We start from the raw sequence: 22,067 nt of genomic DNA on the forward strand, positions 1-22,067 counted from the left end.
AGCCGTTTTTCGCTTTAACGCTTATTTCCCTACTGTTTTGTTGTATACTTCGATCTTTTGCGTAATTTCGCCTGCCGCGGCGTCCAGCGCGTCCTTCGGCGACTTTTGGTTGTTCATGACTTCTTCCATCGCCCGCTCCATGATTTGTCGGGCTTCGGGGAAGACGCCCATGACGGCTCCCTGCGTCGCTTTGCTCGTTTTCGTCGCATGCAGTTGATCGACCGCCGTCTGGAATTGCGGGAATTTCGCCAAGTTCTCCTTCACGATCGGCTGCTCATACGCTTTTTTCGTAATGGGGAAATATCCCGTCTTCGTATGCCAGAACGCTTGCTGCTCCGGAGCCGCCAGAAACTTGACAAACTCCCATGCCGCTTGCTGTTCCGGAGCAGGACGGTTGTTCAAGATGTACAAGCTCGCTCCGCCTACGACGACGCCGCCCTCTTGCGCGCCGGCCGGTTTCGGCAGAAATGCCGTTCCCACTTCGAATTTGCCGCCGACAGCGTCGACGATGCCGCGCAAGGAAGCGGTCGAGTCGAGCGTCATGGCAATTTGTCCTGCCGTGAACGCTTTTTTCGTATCGTCGGTTTTCCGTCCCAGATTGATCGCCGCTTTCTGGTCGAGCATGTCCTTCAGGCAGGCCATCGTCTGCACGCCCGCTTCCGTATTGGCCAGCGATTCGTTCGCGATCGAATCTCTGCCGTTGCCGTTATTGACATACTCCGCCCCTTGATTGGCGAAGAACTGCTCCATGAACCAGCCGTACAAGGCGAAGGAAGCGCCCGTCACGCCGTCTTTGCTAAGCTTCTTGGCCGCGGCGGTTACTTCTTCGTAGGTCGCGGGCGGATTCTCCGGATCGAGTCCGGCAGCCCGGAACAAATCTTTGTTATAGTACATAATGGGATTCGACGTGTTGAAAGGCATCGCGTACAATTGACCGTCAAACGTGTAATAACTTAAAATATTTTCCTCCAGTTGGCTTAGATCGAACCGTTCCTTGTCGATGAACGTCTGCATCGGCGTAATCGCCTTCGAATCGATCATGTAGCGCGATCCGATCTCATACACTTGAATCATCGTCGGGCCGCTCTTGGAATCGAACGACGCCTTCATCTTGTTCAAGCTCTCGTCATATGTGCCTTGGTATACGGCTTCGACTTGAATGTCGCCGCGCGAAGCGTTGAAGTCGCTCACCAGTTGATCGACGGCTTTGCCGAGCTCTCCGCCCATCGAATGCCACCATGTCACCTTGACAGGCGTTTGCCCCTCCGGCTTCGTTTCTGAGGCGGCTTGATTCCCCTTATTCTGTTCCGCGGACGCGCCGGCAGCGTTCTCCTTGCCCGCTTGATTGCAAGCGGTCGTTATGAACAGCAGCAGGACCGCAACCAATACGAACCAACTCTTACCTTTGAACGGTTTCATCTTTATGACCTCTCTCCCATGAACGTTTTCTTCATCTATATCAAGGTTTGTCCGGATACCGGCAAACCGGCTTGTCATCCTTTAAGCGCGCCCGCCAGAATGCCTTGCACCAGCTGTTTTAAACCGAAGGCCAGCAGCAGGAACGAAGGCAGCAGCACAAGCGCAACGCCCGCCAGGACCAAATTCCACGACGTGAACTCCTCGAATTGCAGCATCGAGATGCCGATTTGCACGGTGCGCATCGTATCGGAGTTCGTCATGAGCAAGGGCCAAAGGTACATATTCCAGGCATTAAGAAACCCGTAAATGCCAAGCATGCCGAGCGCCGGGACTGAGAGCGGCAGCACAAGGCGGACGAACGCGCGCATATGCCCGCACCCGTCGATCTTGGCGGCGTCGAACAATTCGCGCGGCAGTTGCAGGAAAAATTGGCGCAACAGAAACGTGCCGAACGCCGTGGCAATAAACGGCAGGATGAGCCCTTGATACGTATCGAGCCAATTCCACGATTTCATCGTGATATAATTCGGAATGACGGAGACTTCCCAAGGAATCATCATCGTAGACAAAAACACAGCGAACCAAAGCGGCTTCCCGGGAAACCGCAAGAAAGCGAAGGCGTAAGCGGAAGTCGAGGCGAGCAGCAACTGGCCGAGGGTGATCAGGCCGGCGACCGCAAACGAATTCCATATAAATCTGACGATCGGCACCGTATCCAGCACGGTGGCGAAATTGCCGAAGTAGAGCCCTTGCGGCAACAACGGCGGAGGATATACGCTCGCCTCCTCCGGCGTCATGAACGAGGACAAAACGGTGAACAGCACCGGGTATAAGATCAGGACGGCCAATATCGCCAATACGACATAATGAACCGATCTGCGCGCGGCGGCGATCATTGATAATGCACCTTCCTTTCCACCAGACGGAACTGAATCACGGTCAAAATAAGAATAATGACGAATAGCACGAGCGCTTTGGCGCTTCCCGTGCCGAATTGGAAATTGACGAATGCGTCCTGGTAAATGGAATATACGATGACATCCGTCGCTTGGGCCGGTCCGCCCTTCGTTAAAATGTTAATTTGTCCGAACGCTTGAAACGCTCCGACGACCGAGACGATACCGACAAAAAACAACGACGGCGAGACGAGCGGAATCGAGATGCGGAAGAAGGTTCGCCAAGCGCCGGCTCCGTCGATTTTCGCGCTCTCGTATATTTCCGGCGGGATCCCTTTCAATGCGCCAAGCATGACGATATAGACGAAGCCCAAATTCATCCAAACGGTTACGATGCACACCGATAGAAGCGCCCAGTTCGGATCGGCCAGCCAAAAAATCGGATCAATGCCCGCTAAGCCGAGCCAATAATTCAACATGCCGACGCTCGGATGAAACAACATCATCCAAATAATCGAGCCCGTTCCGACGGAAATGATGACCGGCATGGAGAATATCCACTGAAACAGCCGCATCCCCGCACCTTTATGGCAGGTTAACGCCGCCAAGGCGAGAGCGACGATCATGGCGGGAGGTACGGTCATGAGCATAAACATCATCGTCACCTTCAAGCTCTCGTAAAATGCCGGCGAAGCGAACATCGCTTGATAATTGTCCAAACCGACGAACAGGGCGACATTGCCGCGCGGATCGGTCAAATGAAGGCTAAGATAGACCGATTTGACCATCGGATAGAATAAAAAAATAGAGAATAATGCAAGCGAAGGCGCCAATAACGCGTAGCCCAAACCGATCTCGCGCCAATCCTTCCGCTTCGCTCCTGCGGCGGCCTCTGCGGCTCGCGCCTTGCGTTTCCGGCGGGCCTTCGCGGACGGAAGCGCGCGCGGGCGCGCCGGACGATCCAGCGGTTTCATCATGTTGATCTCTTCCATATCCAGTCCCCCTCTTCCCATTTCCGTTCCATCATATACCCGGTCTGTTAGCTGCGAATCATCGCAGCGTTAAACTCGTATTAACTTATATCCGCAATTTGCAAAATACGGGACGTGTTTACAGAGTCGACCGCGAAATTTTACAATAAGGAAACGACAATGCGATATACTTGAATAAGGAAACGATAACGATATGATGAAGGAGTTGTTTGCCATGGAAAAGAAACGATCGCCGCTCGTCATCGGGCATCGGGGGGCTGCCGGGGAAGCGCCGGAGAATACGCTGTCGTCGTTCCGCCTTGCGTTCGAGCAAGGAGCCGACGCTATCGAACTGGATGTTCATCTCTCTGCGGACGGGGAGCTGGTCGTCATTCACGATCACACGATCGACCGCACGACGACAGGCCAAGGAGCCGTTGCCGAACTGACGTTGGAACAATTGAAACGGGTGGACGCGGGGGTTAAGTTTGATGAACGGTTTCGCGGAGAACGAATACCGACCTTGGCGGAAGTGTTCGAGATCGTTCCCGATCGCGCCATGGTCAATATCGAGATTAAAGCCGCAACCGGCGGCGCGCTGGAAGACCGGCTAATCGCGCTGCTGCGCGGCGGACGGCGCATGGAGCAAGCGGTCATATCGTCATACGATCATAAATGCTTGCACTATATGAAACAACAAGCGCCGGAAACGAGAGTCGGCTTGTTGTACACAAGCAATCTCGTCGACCATCGATTGCTCGCCTCCACGTTCGGGGCGGAAGTCTATTCGCTGCATCCGTACTATGAACTGATCGCGCCGGAAGATATCCGCCTCGCCGTGGAAAGCGGGCTGGAAGTATACCCTTACACCGTCAACGGCGAGGCGTCGATGCGGGCTTTGCTGCGAACGTCCGTATCCGGCATCATTACCGATTATCCGGGGCGGCTGCGCCGCATGATCGGGGCGTCGTAACATCCAATCAACGCACTCGAAGCAGTACTAGATTTGGTAAAGGAAGGACGCGAGGTATGGAATGGACCCCATTCATATGCTTGTCGTGGAAGACGACATCGATATTAACCGACTGTTGACCATTAACTTGCGCAAAGAAGGATATGCCGTGGAACAGGCCTTTGACGGCAAACAGGCGTTGGAAAAAGCAGCCAATCGAACGTACAGCCTTGTTCTGCTGGACCTTATGCTGCCTTACGTGAACGGGCTCGAAGTGATGCGCCGGATTCGCGAGCATAGCACCGTGCCGATCGTTCTGCTGACCGCCAAAGGCGAGGAGACGGATAAGGTCATCGGTTTGGGAGCGGGGGCTGACGATTATATCGTCAAGCCCTTTTCGATTCACGAAGTGATCGCCCGCGTGCAGGCGCATGTAAGACGGCATGTCTTTTTCAACCGCAGCGATGCGGAAGCGGACCGCCCTTTGTCGCACGGCGATTTGGAGCTGGATCCGAAACGCTGTACGGTCGCCAAAAACGGAGAGCCGCTGAACTTGACGGCGAAAGAATTCCATCTGCTCAAATGTTTCATGACCCATCCCAAGCAAGTATTTACGAAGCAGCAATTGTTCTACCAAGTATGGGGCCAAGAGTACATGGGAGACGACAATACCGTAATGGTTCATATCCGCCGCTTGCGGGCGAAAATCGAAGATCGGCCCGACGAACCCCGATATATCGTGACGGTATGGGGAATGGGCTACAAGTTGGGGGACACGGAATGATGGCCTGGGCGATTGCGGCGACCGCGGCCGCGGTACTTCTTTTCGTATTGCTGTTCAAGTTTCATAGGGAAATTACGCGGATGAACCGTCAGTTGAAACAGATGCTTGACAGGCAGCAGCATCCCTTCGTCCGCGAGCCGTCCGTCTTCGCGGCCAATCGGCAGTTGATACGGCACATCAACGAAGTATTGCGGCAAATCGAGCGGATTACCGAGGAAAAAAACAAGAGCGAAACGGCCCGAAAACAGCTCGTCTCCAACATCTCCCACGACTTGCGAACCCCGCTCACTTCATTGCTCGGCTATGTCGAAATGCTTGATACGGACGAAAATTTGCAAAAAGAAGAGCAAGCGGAATATATCCGGATCGTTCATCATAAAGCCCGTACGCTCTATGAGCTCGCGGAGCAATTTTTCGAGCTTTCCCGTCTGGAGGCGGGCGAGGAGCCTTTGCACCGCGAACGCATCAATGTATCCGAGACGGTCCGGCAAATTTTATTTTCATACTATGAAGATTTTAAAGCCCGCCACTTGGAGCCGTCGTTGGATTTGCCGGACGCCGACGCATTCGCTGTGGCCGATCGAAGGGCGCTGACGCGGATCTTGACGAACCTGATCGCCAACAGTTTGCGGCACGGCGCAGGCGGGGACCGTTTCGGCGTACGGGTGCGGGACGAAGCGGATAATGTAGCGGTTGAAGTATGGGACAACGGGAAGGGGATTCCCGCGCCGGAACTGGATCGCATCTGGAGCCGGATGTATACGCTGGGGCCGTCCAGGAATAAAGCTTTGCACGGCAGCGGGCTGGGACTTCATATCGTTAAGCAATTGGTGGAGCGGATGGGAGGGGGCATTGATGCCGGCAGCGTCCCGTACGAGCGGACATCATTCGTCTTCCGTCTGCCGAAAGATCGCGGCGGCGAAGAGTTAAGACTTTTGTAAGAACCGTGTAAAAACAGTGTAAGATCTCTCCTTTACGATAAAGAAGCAGCAGCAAGGACGCCGGGAAGCCGATACATTGTCGGCGTCGGCATCGGAACTAGGAGGATGAACGGCAGAATGGATATTGTATTGCAAACGCGAAAGTTGACGAAAACGTATAAACGCAAACGGATCGTCAGCGAAGTCGACATGACGGTCAGGAAGGGGGAGGTCTACGGATTTCTGGGACAAAACGGAGCCGGCAAGACAACCACATTGCGTATGATCATGGGATTGGTCCAGCCGACATCCGGCGAGGTGGAGTTGTTTGGCCGGAACGTGCGTCAAGGCCGGCACAATCTTCACGGGCGGATCGGATCGATCGTCGAAGTGCCGGGTTTCTATCTCCATTTAACGGCGGAGCAAAATTTGGAGATTCACCGCCGTCTCATGGGCGTTCAAGATCCGGATACGATTCGCAAGCATCTGAAGTTAGTCGGCTTGCAGGACGCGGCGGACAAGAAGGTGAAGACATTCTCGCTCGGCATGAAGCAACGGCTCGGCATCGCAAGAGCGCTGCTCCACTATCCTGAACTGCTTATTTTGGACGAGCCGACCAACGGATTGGATCCGCTTAGCATGAAGGAAACGAGGGAAATGATTTTAAACCTTTGCCGCCAGAGGGAGCTTACCGTATTGATCTCGAGCCACATCTTAAGCGAAATTCAACAGTTGGCCACCCGGATCGGAATTATTCATCAAGGCGTATTGCTTGAACAGATCGACTACCGGGATCTCTTGAAGAAAAACCGCAGCTATATTCACATTCAGGTAGATAACGATACAAAAGCGGCCATGCTGCTGGAGCAGAAGCTAGGCGTAACCGATTATACCGTCTGGGAAAAAAATGCGCTCCGTCTTTACGAACGGTTGGACGATGCGGCAACGATCAACGAAATGTTGGTGACGAACGGAATTAAGGTGCACGATATATCGGTGGCGGGGCAATCCCTGGAAGACTATTTCGTGCGATTGACGGGGGATCGACATGATGATTGAACTGATTCGCTGTGAATGGCTGAAATTCAAGAGAACGCCGCTGTTATTGTACGTCTTTGCAGGCGCCGTCGTTTTTCCGCTGATGAATGCATGGAATTGGATCAGAGACGGCGTTCGCCACGACAGTTGGGATGCGCTCCTGAAGACAATCGACTTTCAAATGTTCACCTTCTCCGGGGTATTGATCTTCTCGATCATTGCCGCCTCGCTATATGCGAAAGAGTTTACGGACAAGACGATGAATACGCTGCTGACCTATCCGGCGTCCCGCCGGCAAGTCTATATCGGAAAGTTTCTGTTCTTATGCATCGTTGCAGCTCTCGTGTATGTGTTCAAAACCGCGACGACCTTGGCGGTTGGAGTATGGTTCGTCAATGAGCCTCTGACGATGGGCCGCGTTCTCACACAACTGAAGGCAGACGGAAGCTCCTACCTGTTTCAAGTCGCTATCCTGCCGATGTACACGTTCCTTATATCCGTATTTAAAAATGCGACCGTACCGATCGTTTTCGCGGTCATCGGAGCTTTCGGTAATATTTTCGTCCTGAATGCGCCGTTTCCTATGCAATATTATCCTTTTTTCTGTCCGTTGCTGCCCTTGAACATGGTACCCTACGACCCGTTTTACGCGTTTATGACCGCCTTTCTCGTCCTTGCCGCAGGTTTGTACGCCAATTTGCTGTATTACAGCAGAGCGGACTTCCATCAATAGGCGGCGGCGCGGCCGACGGAGAAGGGGAAGCCGTGGGGATGCCGCATCGAAGAAGAGATAAAGGAGAGTACTTGTAATGATACGTAACGGAGAGAAGAAAACGGGAACGAACCGCAAGCGATGGACGTCGTGGTCAAAGCCGCTCATGCTGGCGATCGCCGCTTGCATGACGCTATTCCCGGCGAACGCCATCCGCGCGTCGGCCGAGGAGCCGGCCAACCCCTATGTGGAAATGATTCGGAATCATGCGAACAACCGAAGCGAATGGAAAGCTTGGATGCGGGAAAATGCGAACCCGATCGCAAGCGTGCCGACGCGGGACAAGGACGAGTTCGCGGATTTGCAATTTTTGAAGCCGCTGCTGCAAAATCAGCGAATCGTCATGCTGGGCGAAAGCTCGCATGGGGTGAAGGAATTCAACTCGGTCAAAGCCCGATTGGTTCGATTTCTGCATCAGGAGCTCGGCTTCGATGTCGTCGCCTTCGAATCCGGCTGGGCCGACGCATATGCCGTGAATGCGCAAGCCACTTCTCTATCGGGGCTCGAGATGATGAAAAAGAGCATTTTTCCCGTATGGCATACGAAAGAAGTGCAATCGTTGTTCGAATATATACGAAAGCAAGCCGAAACCGATCATCCGCTTGAGTTGGCCGGGGTCGACATGCAGCCGATGAACGCATTCACAGATTATATCAAGAAATGGCTCGCCGAAGTTGATAAGAAGCAAGCCGAGAAGTGGAACAAGCTGGAGGACAATTACAGCGATGCCGTATACTCCCCGGAATTAACATGGAATGAGCTTAAGAAGAAGCGGCCCGAATGGATCCAAGGATACGAGGAACTGAAAAAGTTCGTCCGTCTTCGTCGCGTGGAATTGTCTGCCGCGCGCCCGGACCGGCCTGAACTGGCAAGCATTCTGGAACGGGCGATAGACGAAAGAATTCGCGTACTGAACGATTTCGCCGAAGCGAGAACGTGGTTATACTCCCAAGATGAGAAAACCTTCGAAATTCCCACTAGCGTAAACGACAATTTCAACTATATTCGAGATTTGGCGATGGCCGAACATTTGACTTGGCTGGCGGAAGAAATGTATCCGGACAAAAAGATCATCGTCTGGGGCCATAACTATCACCTGCGCAAACAAAATACGTCGGTGCAGGACGATCTGTTGTATATGGGTCTGCCCATGCCGACTTTGGGCGAATTGCTCCCCGATCGCTTGAAGGACCAAGTCTATTCCGTCGGGCTGTATATGTACCAAGGGGAAACCGCGTCAAATACGAGAGAAGCCGTGAAGGTTCAATCTCCGCACGATCCGGGCAGCTTGGAAGCGATCATGAAGCTCGCCGGCCGCGATGCCGTCTTCGTCGATATGAAGCATCAACGGCCTAACGTAGGCAACGCTTGGATGTTTACGCCGCGGAAATCATTGTATTGGGGCATGCTTGAGGAAACGTTCATTCCGCGCAATCAATATGACGGAATCATATGGATCGACACGGCGCATCTGCCCGATTATATCGACTCTTAAACATGCCAAGTGGTACTCGGTGCGGTACTTGCGCGAACAATACCGTTATTAGCGGCGCGAACGAAATCGTATTGCCGCAAAACGGTACCGTTGTTCGCGGGCGACGCAGTTTCGAAGTACGAAATTACCTTGCATTAATGTGTTAGCGAAACGGGTCTGTCTCCAAGTCATCCATGATGGCTGGGACAGCCCTTCGTTATAGAGGTTTCTTCCTTCGCGCGTTAGTGCTTCTTTCGCCCCTTTTGCCGAAATCCCCCTCGTTCAGAAAGCTCCGTAATATGAGCTCCGTTCAGTCGTCCAGATCTGACTTCCTCCTTCTATCCCATTCTCATCCCCTTTGTCGAAATCCCCTTCGTTCAGAAAGTTGGAAAAACCAGCTTTTTTCAGCGGCCAAGCCATTCATTCGCTTTCTAAAGGGAATTTTTAATTGCTCGAGAAAGTATTTAATTTTTCTTCCAAAAATTAAATAAATAATATTGAAATAGGAACATTCGTTTGGTAAAATAAAGGGGAACGTAGGTTCTAATTATTGTGCCAGGAGGGATTGTCATGACCGAGTTGTTATCATTTGAGGCGTTTTCTGCCTATTATGAGAAGGAAGAGACATGCGCGAAAGCATGGTACGAGATGAGATGGCCGGACGGGTTCCGATGCCCCCGGTGCCAGCATCATACCGCTTACGTTATCACGACCCGCAAACTCCCTCTATATGAGTGCCAATCCTGCAGGGCGCAAACTTCGCTCATTGCCGGTACGGTCATGGAAGGCAGCCGCACCTCGCTGCGCAAATGGTTTCAGGCGATCTATCTCCATGCAAGGCCAGAGGGCGTCAACGCGATACAATTATCCCGAATCATCGAGGTAACTTACAAAACCGCTTGGCTCATCTGCCACAAGCTGCGGTATGCCATGTCCCAGACGGAATCGACGGAGCTGTTGTCCGGACTGGTTCGCATTTCGGAAGCGATCTATGCCTTGAGGATCACGCCCGGCTCGAATTGGCATAAACAAGCACAACCTCTGCTCATCGGCGCTTCGGAGGACGAGAACGGGGTGATCGTGAAAATAAAAATCGAAAAACAACGCAAAGAACCGATCAAAACTTGCTTTAAGCCTTTTCCGGTCGATCATTTTATCGATCGTTATGTGGATCCGAAGGCGGCTGCCGGTGCGATTGTGACGCGCCGCATCGGACGCGACAGGAACCTAACGTTAATACGGCTTGGATGGGAAGTGGAAACGTGGCTTGCTTGCCGGTTCGGGGGCATTGGAAGCAAGCATCTGCAAGCTTATTTGAATCATTATTGTTACATGTTTAACCATAGTCAACCATCCCCGCTGAAATCGCTATTCGACAGCTGCGTTACTTCACGAACGATTACTTATCCTGAGCTTGTCGGCCGTACTTCCGATTCCGGTAAAGTTCCTTATAAAATCGCATCCTAATCGATTGTCCTTATTTCGGTATTTTCATGCGATGCCGCATTATTTCACTTTCGATTTCGTAGCAGATTACATCATTTGCACCTCTATCTCTACTCCAGTTCTGCCTTGCGCTTTACATAATACATAAGCTGCAGCACTATCTGGGTTCGTTTTTTCTTCGCTTCATGCCAAACAAGCGATCAAACCTCAATTTTTCTTCGCTTCATGGCAAACAAGCGATCAAACCTCATTTCTGAACGAAGGGGATATCGACAGAAGGCGAAAAAAATAGATATACCGGGAGCGCCCCAGGCCCACAAACATACTCCAACAAGCGCTGCACCGATTATCGAACATTAGGCGAAATGCTTCGCCCGCCTCCCTATTGAAAAGGACTCGCCGCCCGTGTAATGTATAGGTAGAATAACAAATTTTCACAGTAGGGTAAGGAATGGATACAAACATGGCCCACGATCATGACGAAGTGACGCAAATCTGTTTATTGGCAGGCAAAATCATACTGCAAAACGGCGGAGAAACGCATCGCGTCGAAGATACGATGTTTCGCATCGCGACTTCCTACGGGTATGCGAATTCCCATAGCTTCGTCACTCCGACCGGCATCATCTTCGCGATCGACGGCTCGGCGCCGACGACGAGACTGTTTCGCATTTCCGAACGTTCCACCGACTTGCAGAAAGTAACGATGGTCAATCACATCTCCAGGCAAATAAGCAATGGAGAACTATCGACAGCCGAAGCGCACCGGATGCTGCTTAAGATCGAACGCTCCAACTTGGCTTACCCGACCTGGTTTCAAATGATTGCCGCCGCTGTCGCGAGCGGCTGTTTCGCCATTATGTTTCGGGGCGGCTGGCAGGACTTTCTTCCTTCGGTATTGGCAGGCGGATCGGGCTTTGCGTTCATGGTATTTTTGCACCGCTTGGTCCGCATTAAGTTTGTCGCCGAATTGCTGGCTTCCATCGTCATTGGCACGGTATCGGGATTATGCGTGAAGTACGGTCTCGGACAAGATCTGGACAAAATTATTATCGGCTCCGTCATGCCGCTCGTTCCCGGGCTGCTCATTACGAACGCGGTCAGGGATTTGATGGCGGGCCATCTCGTTTCCGGACTGTCCAAAGGGGCCGAAGCTTTTCTAACCGCATTTGCCATTGGATCGGGCATTGCTGTCGTACTATGGTTTTACTAAGCGCAACAACGCGCGCTAAGTGCTCCATTATGCCGGTTGCAACGAACCGCGATATTTTTCAATGTGTTCACAGGGGGATCCCATGCTGATCGAGCTTGTCGTTAGTTTCATCGCTTCCGCCGCATTCGCCATCATCTTTAACGTTCCGAGACAAACGCTCCTGCAATGCGGGTTCGTCGGAATGTTCGGCTGGATCGTTTATATATTGTCTTTGCGTATGGATTTGGAGGCCGTTCCGGCTACATTGCTCGCCTCGTTCGTCGTGGCGGTCGTGAGCCAACTGTTTGCGAAAATATACAAGACGCCGATTATCGTATTTAACGTCGCCGGCATTATCCCGCTCGTACCGGGCGGATTAGCCTACGATTCCATGAGGAATGTCGTCGAGAGCCGGTATGATATCGCCCTGCAGCTTGCTGTCAAGGCGCTGCTGATCTCGGGAGCGATCGCCGTCGGCCTTATTTTCTCGGAAGTCATCTATCAACTGATTCGCAGGGCATCCGGATTTCCCCGGTCTCGCCGCTAATATGGATGGTCGCTTTATCCCGATACTCCGTAGCGGAAATGCCCTCGATTTCGCGAAAGACCCGGTTGAAATGTTTGGCATGCTCGAACCCGACCATTCTGCCGACTTCGCCGATTCGCAAATTCGTCCTCGCCAACAATTCCTTCGCCTTGCTTACGCGTACGCGCTTCAGGTAATGCACGAAGTTGCTTCCGGTATATTCTTTGAACGCCTGGCTGAAATACGTATAATTCAAGGAGACGTAATTCGACACCGTCGCCATGTTCAAATCTTTGTCGTAATGATCCTGAATATATTGAACCGCCTTCTTCATCTCTTTATGTTCCGCATGAGCCGAGACGACATGCCTCACATAATCATTCAATTGAAATAGAAGGTTCTGCACGCTGCGGTAATAATCGTGAAACCCCGCGAAATGGTATATATTTTTCACTTTCCGATAGGCGCCGGCAATTTGGGCCGACTCTTCCCCGTACATGTGCAAGACCCGGTCGAATACATGCTCGTTCAACATTGCGCCAATCTCCTCAACGTAGAAAATATCGTAACGTCCTATTTTTTCCATGTCAAAAATGTCCCGCAGCAACCCGTTCATATCTTCCTCCCGATCGGTGCCCAGCATATTGGCCAGTTTCCGAATTTGCTCCATCGGCAATTGAAAATCGCGGGAGCGGTCTCGAATTCGTTCATATGGAATCAATCCCGGCTCGGGCCGAAGCAAGCCGTATTTCAACGCCTTCTGCGCCTGCAAATAATATTGCCTTAGCAACGTCACATCCTCGCCCTTGCCGCTTAGCCCGATCATGCAGCGGATATGGCCCGGCTTCGCCATACGTTCGGCCAAACCGGTGACGAATTCGGCATCGTCCGCGATGACGACCGGCTGTCCTTCATTATCGCAAAAATGGACGATTCGGCAGCCAAGCTCCGTTTGCACATCGTACATCGCCGGGAGAACCCATTGCATCGTTCCTTCGCCTTCCCCGAACTTGTCGCTCCAAAGCTTGATCAATCCGACATAATATTGGCCGGCAAAATCCCGAAGGCGGACCTGTTCGCAGATGTCCTCCAATTCCCGCTGCGGAAGATCGGGATTGATCACGATATAATTGAGCAGGCTTCCGCGTATTTCCTCCGCCTGTTTCTCCGCCGCCTCCAATTTTTCCAATATCCGCTCGTTCTGCGCCATTTCCCGGTCGATCCGCTCCAACGCCCGCCTTAATTCCTCGCGCACGATCGGTTTCAACAAATAGTCCTTCACTCCGTATTTGATCGCTTCCTTCGCATATTGAAAATCGTCGTACCCGCTCAATATGACGATATGCGGGCCGGCGTCCAGTTCGGCGAGCGACTGGATCAAGGCAATGCCGTCCATCTCGGGCATTCGAATATCGGTAATGACGATTTCGGCATGCATCCGCAAGCAACGCTCCCACGCTTCCGCCCCATCGCTAGCCGTCTTAATCGCATACATGCCGGGGTATTCGCGTTCGATCATCGCCTTCAAGCCGAGCCTAATATTTTTCTCGTCGTCTACGATTAAGAGCCTACGCATGTTTCGTCAACCCTCCGCTCATCATCATGTATGGAATTCTCATATATACATCCGTATAAAGGCCATCCTTGCTGTCGAGCCGAATACCGTATTGCTCTCCGTAATACAACCGAATCCTCCAATTGACATTGCGCAGCCCGATGCCGCTGCCACCCGCGAACGGACCGGCGGCGCCGCCCCCTTGTTGACGTTCGAACGCTTCCTCCGATAACGAGATTGTCCGGTTGATAAACTCCGCCCGCTCGGCCGGCATCCCACAGCCGTTATCCGAAATGCGGATGACCATCTCGCCGTCCCGGGCGACGGCGCTAATAACGATCGTCAATTCCCGCCCGGCTTTCGCCAGCGACTTCATGCCATGCTTGACCGAATTTTCCACGATCGGCTGCAACGACATTTTCAGCACTTCCTGTTCCAAATCGGCCGGATCGATATCGATCCTAAGCGAAATGCAGTCGTCAAAACGGATATTCATGATCGAGATATAATTTTTGATATGATTGATTTCGTCCTGCAGCCTGACGTATTCGCTTGTCCATTTCATATTGTATCTCATCATGCCGCCCAGCGAGGTCAGCGCGTCCGCGATGACGATTTGATTTTCAATTTCCGCAAGCATTTTAATATTTTCCAATGAATTGTACAGGAAATGAGCGTCGATCTGGTTTTTGAGCGTCTTCAATTCCGCTTCTTTCGTGATCGCGTTTTTGCGGACCGCATCGGCGATCAGGCCGTTCAATTTGCTCAGCATTTTCCGAAAATGCAACACTAATTCGCCTATTTCCCCGCCCGCCCGAATGTCGATATCGAAGTTGAAATCGCCTTTGCGCGCTTTTTTCATCGAATCGATCAGAATGCGAAGCTTCTTGAGAATCAACGAATTGAGAAAGTATGTGGATACCGACAGGATGATAATCAGTACGATATTGGCGAGAATCAGCCAATTTTTGATGTTGGACAGGTTCGTAAAAAATTCGTTCAAGGAAACGACATTCAACATATAGGCGTCCAACCGGTCGAGATAAATATAGGTACAGAGAAAGGAAGAGCCTTGATACTTGAATTCGAAATGTCCGTCCTTCGCCTGCTCCCGTTTCGCAAGCTGCGCCAGAAGATAGCGAGGATCCAGCCCCGTACCTTCCAGGAACGGGCTGTCCGGTTTATAATACATACGCAGCGCGCGGTCGGCGACGAACATTTGCGACTGATGTTCCTGAACGGTACTGAACGTTTTCGGAAAAAAATGATTCAAGAGCATATCGATTTGCAAAATGCCCGCATGGCGGCCTTGCGGATATTCGATATTGCGGAAAATGGATATTTTCGCGCCTTTCTCCCTTTCGGTCGTATATCTGCGGATAATATCGGTATCGGTTTGCTCGAATTCCCAATGCTCGAGCCCTCCCGCCGCCAATACCTTTGGGTACCAGTATTTCTGCGCTATTCTTTTTTCATGGAAAAAAATCGGCCAAAGCTCGCTGATATAATCGTTATTCGAATAGATTCGAATATGCTCGATATTCGGATTCGCGTATTGGTTTCTGACGATATTGGACAATGCGTAAGCGTTGAATTCCATAAGCTCGTCCGGATCCGGCTCGCTGTTCCTTTGGATATAATGGAGCACCTCCTTGTCCGAGATCGTCAGTTGGGCGATTCGCTCCATCGTTTCGATATTGTTGTCGGTATTGACTTTTTCAATCTCCAGCATGTATTCGCTCTTCTTCCAAATATCCCGAATATAATTTTGATTAAATTCGTTAAAAAGCAAAGTCGAAATCAGCGTCATCGGGAGCAATATGATGACCACGTAAGAGATGATCAATCGGGTTTGCAAAGAAAGTCCTTCCAGTTGCATCCCCGACCTATGAAGCCATGCATGAATGCGTTTTATCATAATACCCCCTCCATCGCGATCTTGACGGCAACCTCCCCGATCATGCCGAAAAACCCAGCATAACTGGGTTTTTTAACAGGCGCGGCCGGAGTTATTTCAGAAACTCCTGCAGCTTTTTCACGTTTTCCTCATATTTGACTTGCTTGTATGCAACCAGCTTGGCATTGCCCGCTTGCTCCCTCTTCTCCAGAAACTCCGCGAAGATATGATCGAATTCCTCGTCCGATTTCGCCATCAACAATTTGGGCAGCGTCGCGGATTTCAACTGATCGATTTTCGTCTTGGAAATGCCTTCCTCGGAATTGGCGGGAGGGTCCAACTGATCGAATTGCGAGACGCTGATCGTCTTGCCTTTGGTCCAATCCTCCATCTGTTTGAACGGCTCGACGCTAGGCGGAGCCCATTGCAGATTCATATTCGTATCCATCAGCATCCAGAACGTATACGATGCGCCATACTGCTTGTCGAACGCCGAACGGTCCGTGTTCAGCAGTTCCAGCGCTTCCGGCTTGAACTGGTCTTTGCCGTCGATCGTGTCGTAGGTAAATCCCTTCTCGCCGAGATATAGATCCTTCTGTCCCTCTTCGCTCAGCAGATAGCTGAGGAAACGGATCGCTCTCTCCTTGTCTTTCACGTTCTTGGATATGAGCGTCACCGTCCAGCCGGAAATGCCGGGACCGTTCAGTGTCGGCGGATCGAGCTTGGCGTTGGCCGGGCCGTCAACCGCGATATAGACCGAGTTCGGGTCTTGGGCGTACAATACGTTTTGCTGCGCGGTAAAATCGCTGCGCTGATAGAGCATTGCGAAGTATCTTCCCTGCGCGATCTTCTCTTCCATTTGCGGCCGCTTGTCGATGAAAATATCTTTCGCAAGCAAGCCCATCTCGTTCGCCTTGCGGAATGTCTTGAGCCAACGAACCGATTCGGGATCGCTCAATCGATCGTATAATTTGCCGTCCTTCTCCCGCGGGATCGCCAGGAAATTTGCCAAATAGTCTTCCAGGGAATCGTTTCCGGTATCCGTAAATTCATGCATGCCGAACGGGATCAGAGGCTGCCCCCCGACTTCGGGGAATTTCTCCTTGGCCGCCTTGAGCGCGTCCAGAAATCCTTCCGGCGTTCTCATATCCGGTTTGCCGAGCGCCTCATACATGTCCTTTCTGACGACAAACGTTTGGTTGGAGACGTAATTGACGCCGTACTTCTCGAAATCTTTCGGCGACGACGACGCGTTCGGATATACGTATACGTTGCCGTCTTCCTTCGTGTACCAGGAAAGCTTGGCCGGATCGGCGACCTTGAAGAAATACGGGTCGTACTCTTCCGCCAATTGATTGAGCGGCAGCACCATATCCCCTTCGATCATCGATCTGACGCCGTCCTCCCACCAGCCTAACGTAATGAAATCCGGCAGTGTGCCCGATGCGATCATCGTGTTCAGCTTCTCGTTCTCATTGCCCGCGGGAACGATAAAATTAATGTTGACGCCGGTTTTCTTCGTCACATATTGCGATGTCGGATCGGCGCCCCATTTATTCGGAAACCAGGAGAAGTTCAAGTACCAATCGAACGTAATGGGCGACGTATCCTGTTTCCAGCCCGGTTCGTCAGGCGACGGCTGCTGAACCGTCTCGTTCTGGGCCGCGGTTTCCTTCTGTTCGGCGGGCTGCTCCTCCTTCCCTGCGGTCGAATTATTGTTCGTCCCGGATCCGGAGCAGGCCGCCAAAGCAAACAATAGTATCGCTGCAACAAATATGGCAAGAACCGATCTCATTTTTACCCCATGCATCTTCATCTCTTCCCTTCCCCCTTTTAATTGAGTCTGATTTGCTGTGCTACGACTCGTTTCAACCTTTGATCGATCCGATCATGAAACCTTTTACGAAATATTTTTGCAAAAACGGATAAACGACGACGATCGGCAATGTGGTTACGACCATGGTTGCCAGTTTGATGGACTGCGAAGTGACGCCTTTCGAAATGCCCCCCGGCATCGCCGCCATCATTTGATTCGAACTGGCCTGCGCGACGACCCGGAATAAATAGGTTTGAATCGGCTGCAGCTCGGATTTGTTAATATAAATCATTCCTGTAAAATAATCGTTCCATTGATAGACGCCGTGAAACAGCGCAATGGTGGCCACGACCGGGAGCGATACCGGAATGATCACCCGGAAGAAGATCGTAAAATCGTTCGCTCCGTCGATTCTCGCCGCCTCCTCCAGCCCTGCCGGGATTTCCCGGAAAAACGTCATGAAAATGATCAAATCGAAAAAGCTGAACAGCGCGGGAATGATATAGACCAGAAAGTTGTCGAGCATCCCCAAATCCTTGATTAATAAAAAGTAAGGAATTAAACCGCCGCTAAAAAACAACGTCACCGTCCCGAGCAGCATATACCATTTGCGGCCGACGAGTTCTTGCCTGGAGAACGCGTAAGCGACCATGGCGGTGAACAGCACATGCGCGATCGTGCCCGCGACCGTCTTGGCTACGGTCACGCCCATCGCCGTCATAATGCCGGGATTGGCGAATACGGCCTGATAACTCTCCAGGCTGAACACTCTCGGCCACCAATAAATGCCCCCTCTCAGGGCGTCTTTCCCCTCGTTCAGCGAATTAACGAGTACGTACCAGATCGGGTAGAGCGTGGCGAAACATATGATCAGCATCAGAAAAACGTTCAAGTAATCAAACGCGGTACTTTTTCGTTTTTTGAGCAAAAGGGATGACATATTCGTAACCGCCTTTAAAATAAGGATGTATTGTTCAATCGTTTGGAGACGGAATTTGCTATGATTAACAGGATGAAGGCAATAACCGATTTCAGCAGGCCGACCGCCGTAGCGTAGGAATATCTTGCGGAAGCGATCCCTATCTGATAGACATAGATGTCGACGACATTGCTCGCGCTCTGGTTCAACGAATTGCGGAGCACTAGAATTTGATCGAAATTGGAGGTCAACACTCCGCTGACCGCGAGAATAAATAAAATGCTGATCGTCGTTTTGATGCAAGGAAGCGTCACGTACCACATTTTCTGAAATCGTCCCGCCCCGTCGATCGTCGCCGCCTCGTACAATTCGGGAGACACCCCCGCAATCGCCGCCAAATAAATGATGGCCGACCAGCCAAGCTCCTTCCATATATCCGACGTAATGACGATCGTCCAGAAGTAGTTCGGCTCCGCCAAATAACTGATCGGTTCCTGGATGAGATGCAGCGCCAGCAAAATCCGGTTCACGATCCCGACGTCCGCCAGCCATGTGGCGAGAATGCCCCCCAAGACGACCCATGACAAAAAATGAGGCAAGTAGGATATCGTCTGCACCGCTCTCTTGAACCGCAGCGACCTCAATTCGTTCAGGAAAAGCGCGAATACGATCGGCAGCGGAAAGCCGATGATCAGCTTGATCAAACTTATGCCAAGCGTATTCCGAATGACGTTCGTCAAGTTGTCGTCTTCCATGAACGCTTTGAAATGTTCCAGTCCAGCCCAAGGGGCTTCCGCGATCGGCCGGGCAATATTATAATCTTTAAAGGCGATGATCAATCCGTACATCGGAAAATAGTTAAAGACGATCATCCATATGACGCCGAGAAGCGCCATGATCTGCAAATATTTTTGCGCAGCGATTTTCAAGCATAGTTTCTTGAACTTGGCTCCTCTGCCGGCGGATTGGGACGACGGAATGTCGAAGCTTGGACGGATGTTCATGCTAGCCGTACCTCCAAATCAGGAAAAAAAGTCACGAAAGCGCTTTCGTCGTAATCCAATTGTAATTGATTTTTTTATTGCGCAAAAGGATTCATATTTCTGATTTGGTAGCTATTTTTCAGATCGGCATGTCAGTTTTTTCAAGCGAATCTAGGTTTACACTTCGGTTAAATTTTTGTAACATTTCTTTTGAGGGGAGAACCCCCATAAATGAGGTAGCAGTATCGTACTAGGAAGTGATTCGAAAATGGAGAAGTCGGTTGAGGATGTCTTGCTGCAAATTCAAGCTGGCGACAGCATGGCGCGCGAACAGCTCATCCTGCAGTTTCGCCCGTTTGTAATACGAACCGTCAGTCATATATGTAAGAGGCAAATCGGATGGAACGACGACGAATCCAGCATCGGCTTGATTGCTCTCAATGAAGCCATCGACCGTTTCGAGCCGAATCACGGCAAGTCGTTTCAAAATTTCGCCTATATGATCATACATAACCGGTTAACGGACGAATTTCGCAAAAAGGGAAAGCTGTCGCAGAAGGAAAGCTTGGTGCTGGACGCGAATGACGAATATGAAGCGGTGTCCGGCGAAATCGCAGCGTCTTTGACCGCTTACGAGCAGCGGGAAGCGCAGGCCGAATTGGCCCAAGAGCTGCTAAGATACGACGAGACGCTGCAGCAATACGGCATCAAGCTGGAAGAGTTGGAGGATTGCTCCCCCGATCACAGGGATGCGCGCATTCGTCTTATTCAAATTGCCAAGCAGTGCGGGCAGCGGCCGGAATGGCTCGCCCATTTGTATGAGAAGAAGCAATTGCCAGTGAAAGAAATGCTCAAAACGGTTCAAGTCAGCCGGAAAACGATTGAAAGGAACCGCAAATATTTGATCGCGCTCATACTTATCTATACATGTGACGAATTCGGCAAAATTCGCAGCAACGTATCTTTTGCGGACATAGGGGAGTGAAGAAGGACATGCGCGGCGTCGTAATGAAAATGACAGAAAATCAAATTGTCGTGCTGTGTGATGACGGAAAATTCCGCAACATCGCTCACCGGAATCCGATGCCTGAATTGGGAGAAACGATCGACATTCCCGAACGGTATCTCCAGCAGCCCAAACGGCCGGCGGCGGCCCGCAACTTGCTCGGCAGGCGAATTGCCACGATCGCGGCATCGTTGCTTCTGCTGATCGGCGCGACGTTTCTGCTGCGGGCGCTTGGCGTTTTCACGCCGGATCATGCCGCCGCGGCGATGATTGCGATCGATATCAACCCGAGCGTCGAGCTATGGGTGAATGACGCGGGAACGGTGAAACAAGTATCGCTCGTGAACGACGACGCCGAATGGCTGCTTCGGAAGAAGGAGCTGATCGGATTAAGCGTCTACGAAGCGACGCAAGCGATTATCGCCAAAGCGAGGGAACAAGGTTACCTCGATCCGCTAACCGAGCATAAATACGTTCTCGTCTCGGTCGTCGATTTAGGCAAATCCGCATTTACGGTGGACGAACAGAAGCTGATCGCTTCCGATCAGGATGTGAAAGTCCAAGTGTACAACGTCAGTTTAACGGAGAAGGAGAAGGCGCAGGAAACCGGCTTAACCGTCAACAAATATATCATATACGAGCAAGCGAAGCAGATGGGCGTCGATCTGGACGTCGAGGAGCTTCATAGCCGCTCCTTCGTCACGGCGCTATCCGAAGCGGGGATGAATCCGCAAACGTTCTTTGAGAAACCGGTGGGCACGGCGGCGGCCAAGGAGGAGCATCCGGAAGAGCGAGGAAAGCAAGAAGTGCCGGAAGAGCGGAAGCAGGACGAACATTGGAAGCAGAGCGAGCAAGAACGGCAAAAGAAAGAAGAGGAGAAGGCCAGAGAGCAAGAGGAGAAAGAGAAGAAAAAAGAGCAAGAGAACCGGGAGAAGCAAATAGCCAAGCAGCAGCAAGAAAAGGCAAAGCTCGAGCGGGAACGGCAAAAAGAGCTGGAAAAAGCGAGAAAAGAGGAGCGGAAAGAGCAGGAGAAACAACGCAATCTAGCCGAAAAGGAACAGGAGAAACAACGCAATCTAGCCGAAAAGGAACGAGAGAAGGAGCAGAAGGCAAAAGAGAAGCAAGAGAAAGAAAAGGAAAAGCAGCAAAAAGAGAAGGAAAAGCGGGACATTGAGGATAAAGATAAAGACAGGGATCGTGGCAAAGAAGATAAAGAGAGTGATAACAACAAGAAGAAAGACAGGATAAACGAAAGCAAAAAGAAAGATAGAGATAAGGATAAAGGAAAAGATTGCGACAAGGACAAATATAAGGACGGAGACAGAGCGGACGGTGACAAAGCAGGCGGCGGCGCCAAACAGGAACGCGAGAAAGGCAATAAGCGTGATCATCATTGGCACGACCGCGACGGCCGCGACCACGGAGACGACCGTGACGACCGTGACGGCGGCAATCGAAACGGCGAAGCACGGGATGAGTAAGGCCGGAAGGATCCGGCGCG

At 51.5% G+C, this 22,067-nt stretch carries 19 protein-coding genes; 11 read left to right on the forward strand and 8 right to left on the reverse strand.

Annotated features, from left to right (window positions below; genetic code table 11):
• Positions 1-21 precede the first annotated feature (21 nt).
• The 3 genes from KQI79_RS08280 to KQI79_RS08290 all read right to left on the reverse strand — a co-directional run bounded on the left by KQI79_RS08280 (position 22) and on the right by KQI79_RS08290 (position 3,307).
• On the reverse strand, positions 22-1,419 hold the full coding sequence (locus tag KQI79_RS08280; RefSeq protein ID WP_216537759.1) for an ABC transporter substrate-binding protein: 1,398 nt from the start codon (positions 1,417-1,419) through the stop codon (positions 22-24).
• Positions 1,420-1,493: 74 nt separating this feature from the next.
• Positions 1,494-2,315, reverse strand: coding sequence for a carbohydrate ABC transporter permease (locus KQI79_RS08285; RefSeq protein ID WP_216537760.1), 822 nt, complete (start codon positions 2,313-2,315; stop codon positions 1,494-1,496).
• Positions 2,312-3,307 (reverse strand): carbohydrate ABC transporter permease, encoded by a 996-nt coding sequence (locus KQI79_RS08290; protein WP_230192134.1) that lies wholly within the window; start codon positions 3,305-3,307, stop codon positions 2,312-2,314. The genes KQI79_RS08285 and KQI79_RS08290 overlap by 4 nt, the downstream gene beginning before the upstream one ends.
• A gap of 214 nt (positions 3,308-3,521) precedes the next feature.
• Between KQI79_RS08290 and KQI79_RS08295 the strand changes: the two genes are divergently transcribed.
• The 9 genes from KQI79_RS08295 to KQI79_RS08335 all read left to right on the forward strand — a co-directional run bounded on the left by KQI79_RS08295 (position 3,522) and on the right by KQI79_RS08335 (position 12,411).
• Positions 3,522-4,259 carry a glycerophosphodiester phosphodiesterase gene (locus KQI79_RS08295; protein ID WP_216537761.1) on the forward strand — a complete coding sequence of 246 codons (738 nt, stop codon included), beginning with the start codon at positions 3,522-3,524 and terminating at the stop codon, positions 4,257-4,259.
• Positions 4,260-4,320: 61 nt separating this feature from the next.
• Positions 4,321-5,022 (forward strand): response regulator transcription factor, encoded by a 702-nt coding sequence (locus KQI79_RS08300; protein WP_216537762.1) that lies wholly within the window; start codon positions 4,321-4,323, stop codon positions 5,020-5,022.
• The gene (locus tag KQI79_RS08305; RefSeq protein ID WP_216537763.1) at positions 5,019-5,963 is read left to right on the forward strand and encodes a sensor histidine kinase; all 945 of its coding nucleotides are present in this window, start codon (positions 5,019-5,021) and stop codon (positions 5,961-5,963) included. Before KQI79_RS08300 ends, KQI79_RS08305 begins: the two co-directional genes overlap by 4 nt.
• 117 nt (positions 5,964-6,080) lie before the next feature.
• Positions 6,081-7,001 carry an ABC transporter ATP-binding protein gene (locus KQI79_RS08310; RefSeq protein WP_216537764.1) on the forward strand — a complete coding sequence of 307 codons (921 nt, stop codon included), beginning with the start codon at positions 6,081-6,083 and terminating at the stop codon, positions 6,999-7,001.
• Complete coding sequence (locus KQI79_RS08315) at positions 6,991-7,713, forward strand: ABC transporter permease (RefSeq protein ID WP_216537765.1); 723 nt, start codon at positions 6,991-6,993, stop codon at positions 7,711-7,713. Before KQI79_RS08310 ends, KQI79_RS08315 begins: the two co-directional genes overlap by 11 nt.
• Positions 7,714-7,789: 76 nt before the next feature.
• Positions 7,790-9,247 (forward strand): erythromycin esterase family protein, encoded by a 1,458-nt coding sequence (locus KQI79_RS08320; RefSeq protein WP_216537766.1) that lies wholly within the window; start codon positions 7,790-7,792, stop codon positions 9,245-9,247.
• A 549-nt stretch (positions 9,248-9,796) separates the two neighbouring features.
• Complete coding sequence (locus KQI79_RS08325) at positions 9,797-10,693, forward strand: transposase (protein WP_216537767.1); 897 nt, start codon at positions 9,797-9,799, stop codon at positions 10,691-10,693.
• Between the two features lie 430 nt (positions 10,694-11,123).
• Positions 11,124-11,885 carry a threonine/serine exporter family protein gene (locus KQI79_RS08330; protein ID WP_216537768.1) on the forward strand — a complete coding sequence of 254 codons (762 nt, stop codon included), beginning with the start codon at positions 11,124-11,126 and terminating at the stop codon, positions 11,883-11,885.
• Positions 11,886-11,967: 82 nt separating this feature from the next.
• A complete protein-coding gene (locus tag KQI79_RS08335) occupies positions 11,968-12,411 on the forward strand; it encodes a threonine/serine exporter family protein (RefSeq protein WP_216537769.1) in 444 nt (147 codons plus the stop codon).
• Here KQI79_RS08335 and KQI79_RS08340 read toward each other — a convergent pair.
• From KQI79_RS08340 to KQI79_RS08360, 5 genes are all read right to left on the reverse strand, one after another.
• On the reverse strand, positions 12,359-13,966 hold the full coding sequence (locus tag KQI79_RS08340) for a response regulator transcription factor (protein WP_216537770.1): 1,608 nt from the start codon (positions 13,964-13,966) through the stop codon (positions 12,359-12,361). The genes KQI79_RS08335 and KQI79_RS08340 overlap by 53 nt on opposite strands.
• Entirely contained in the window at positions 13,959-15,863 is a 1,905-nt protein-coding gene (locus tag KQI79_RS08345; RefSeq protein ID WP_216537771.1) for a cache domain-containing sensor histidine kinase, read from the reverse strand. Before KQI79_RS08345 ends, KQI79_RS08340 begins: the two co-directional genes overlap by 8 nt.
• A gap of 91 nt (positions 15,864-15,954) precedes the next feature.
• Entirely contained in the window at positions 15,955-17,637 is a 1,683-nt protein-coding gene (locus KQI79_RS08350) for an extracellular solute-binding protein (RefSeq protein WP_483311372.1), read from the reverse strand.
• Between the two features lie 73 nt (positions 17,638-17,710).
• A complete protein-coding gene (locus KQI79_RS08355) occupies positions 17,711-18,598 on the reverse strand; it encodes a carbohydrate ABC transporter permease (RefSeq protein WP_216537773.1) in 888 nt (295 codons plus the stop codon).
• A gap of 14 nt (positions 18,599-18,612) precedes the next feature.
• The gene (locus tag KQI79_RS08360) at positions 18,613-19,581 is read right to left on the reverse strand and encodes an ABC transporter permease (protein WP_216537774.1); all 969 of its coding nucleotides are present in this window, start codon (positions 19,579-19,581) and stop codon (positions 18,613-18,615) included.
• A 247-nt stretch (positions 19,582-19,828) separates the two neighbouring features.
• On the opposite strand from KQI79_RS08360, the gene sigI reads away from it, so the two are divergent.
• Together sigI and KQI79_RS08370 are read left to right on the forward strand one after the other, a co-directional pair.
• The gene (sigI, locus tag KQI79_RS08365; RefSeq protein ID WP_216537775.1) at positions 19,829-20,545 is read left to right on the forward strand and encodes an RNA polymerase sigma-I factor; all 717 of its coding nucleotides are present in this window, start codon (positions 19,829-19,831) and stop codon (positions 20,543-20,545) included.
• Positions 20,546-20,553: 8 nt separating this feature from the next.
• Positions 20,554-22,047: an anti-sigma-I factor RsgI family protein gene (locus KQI79_RS08370; RefSeq protein WP_216537776.1), complete on the forward strand. Its 1,494-nt coding sequence runs from the start codon at positions 20,554-20,556 to the stop codon at positions 22,045-22,047.
• The last annotated feature ends 20 nt before the right edge of the window (positions 22,048-22,067 follow it).

The sequence above is a fragment of the Paenibacillus sp. MSJ-34 genome, from assembly GCF_018918005.1.
Taxonomy (GTDB): Bacteria; Bacillota; Bacilli; order Paenibacillales; family Paenibacillaceae; genus MSJ-34.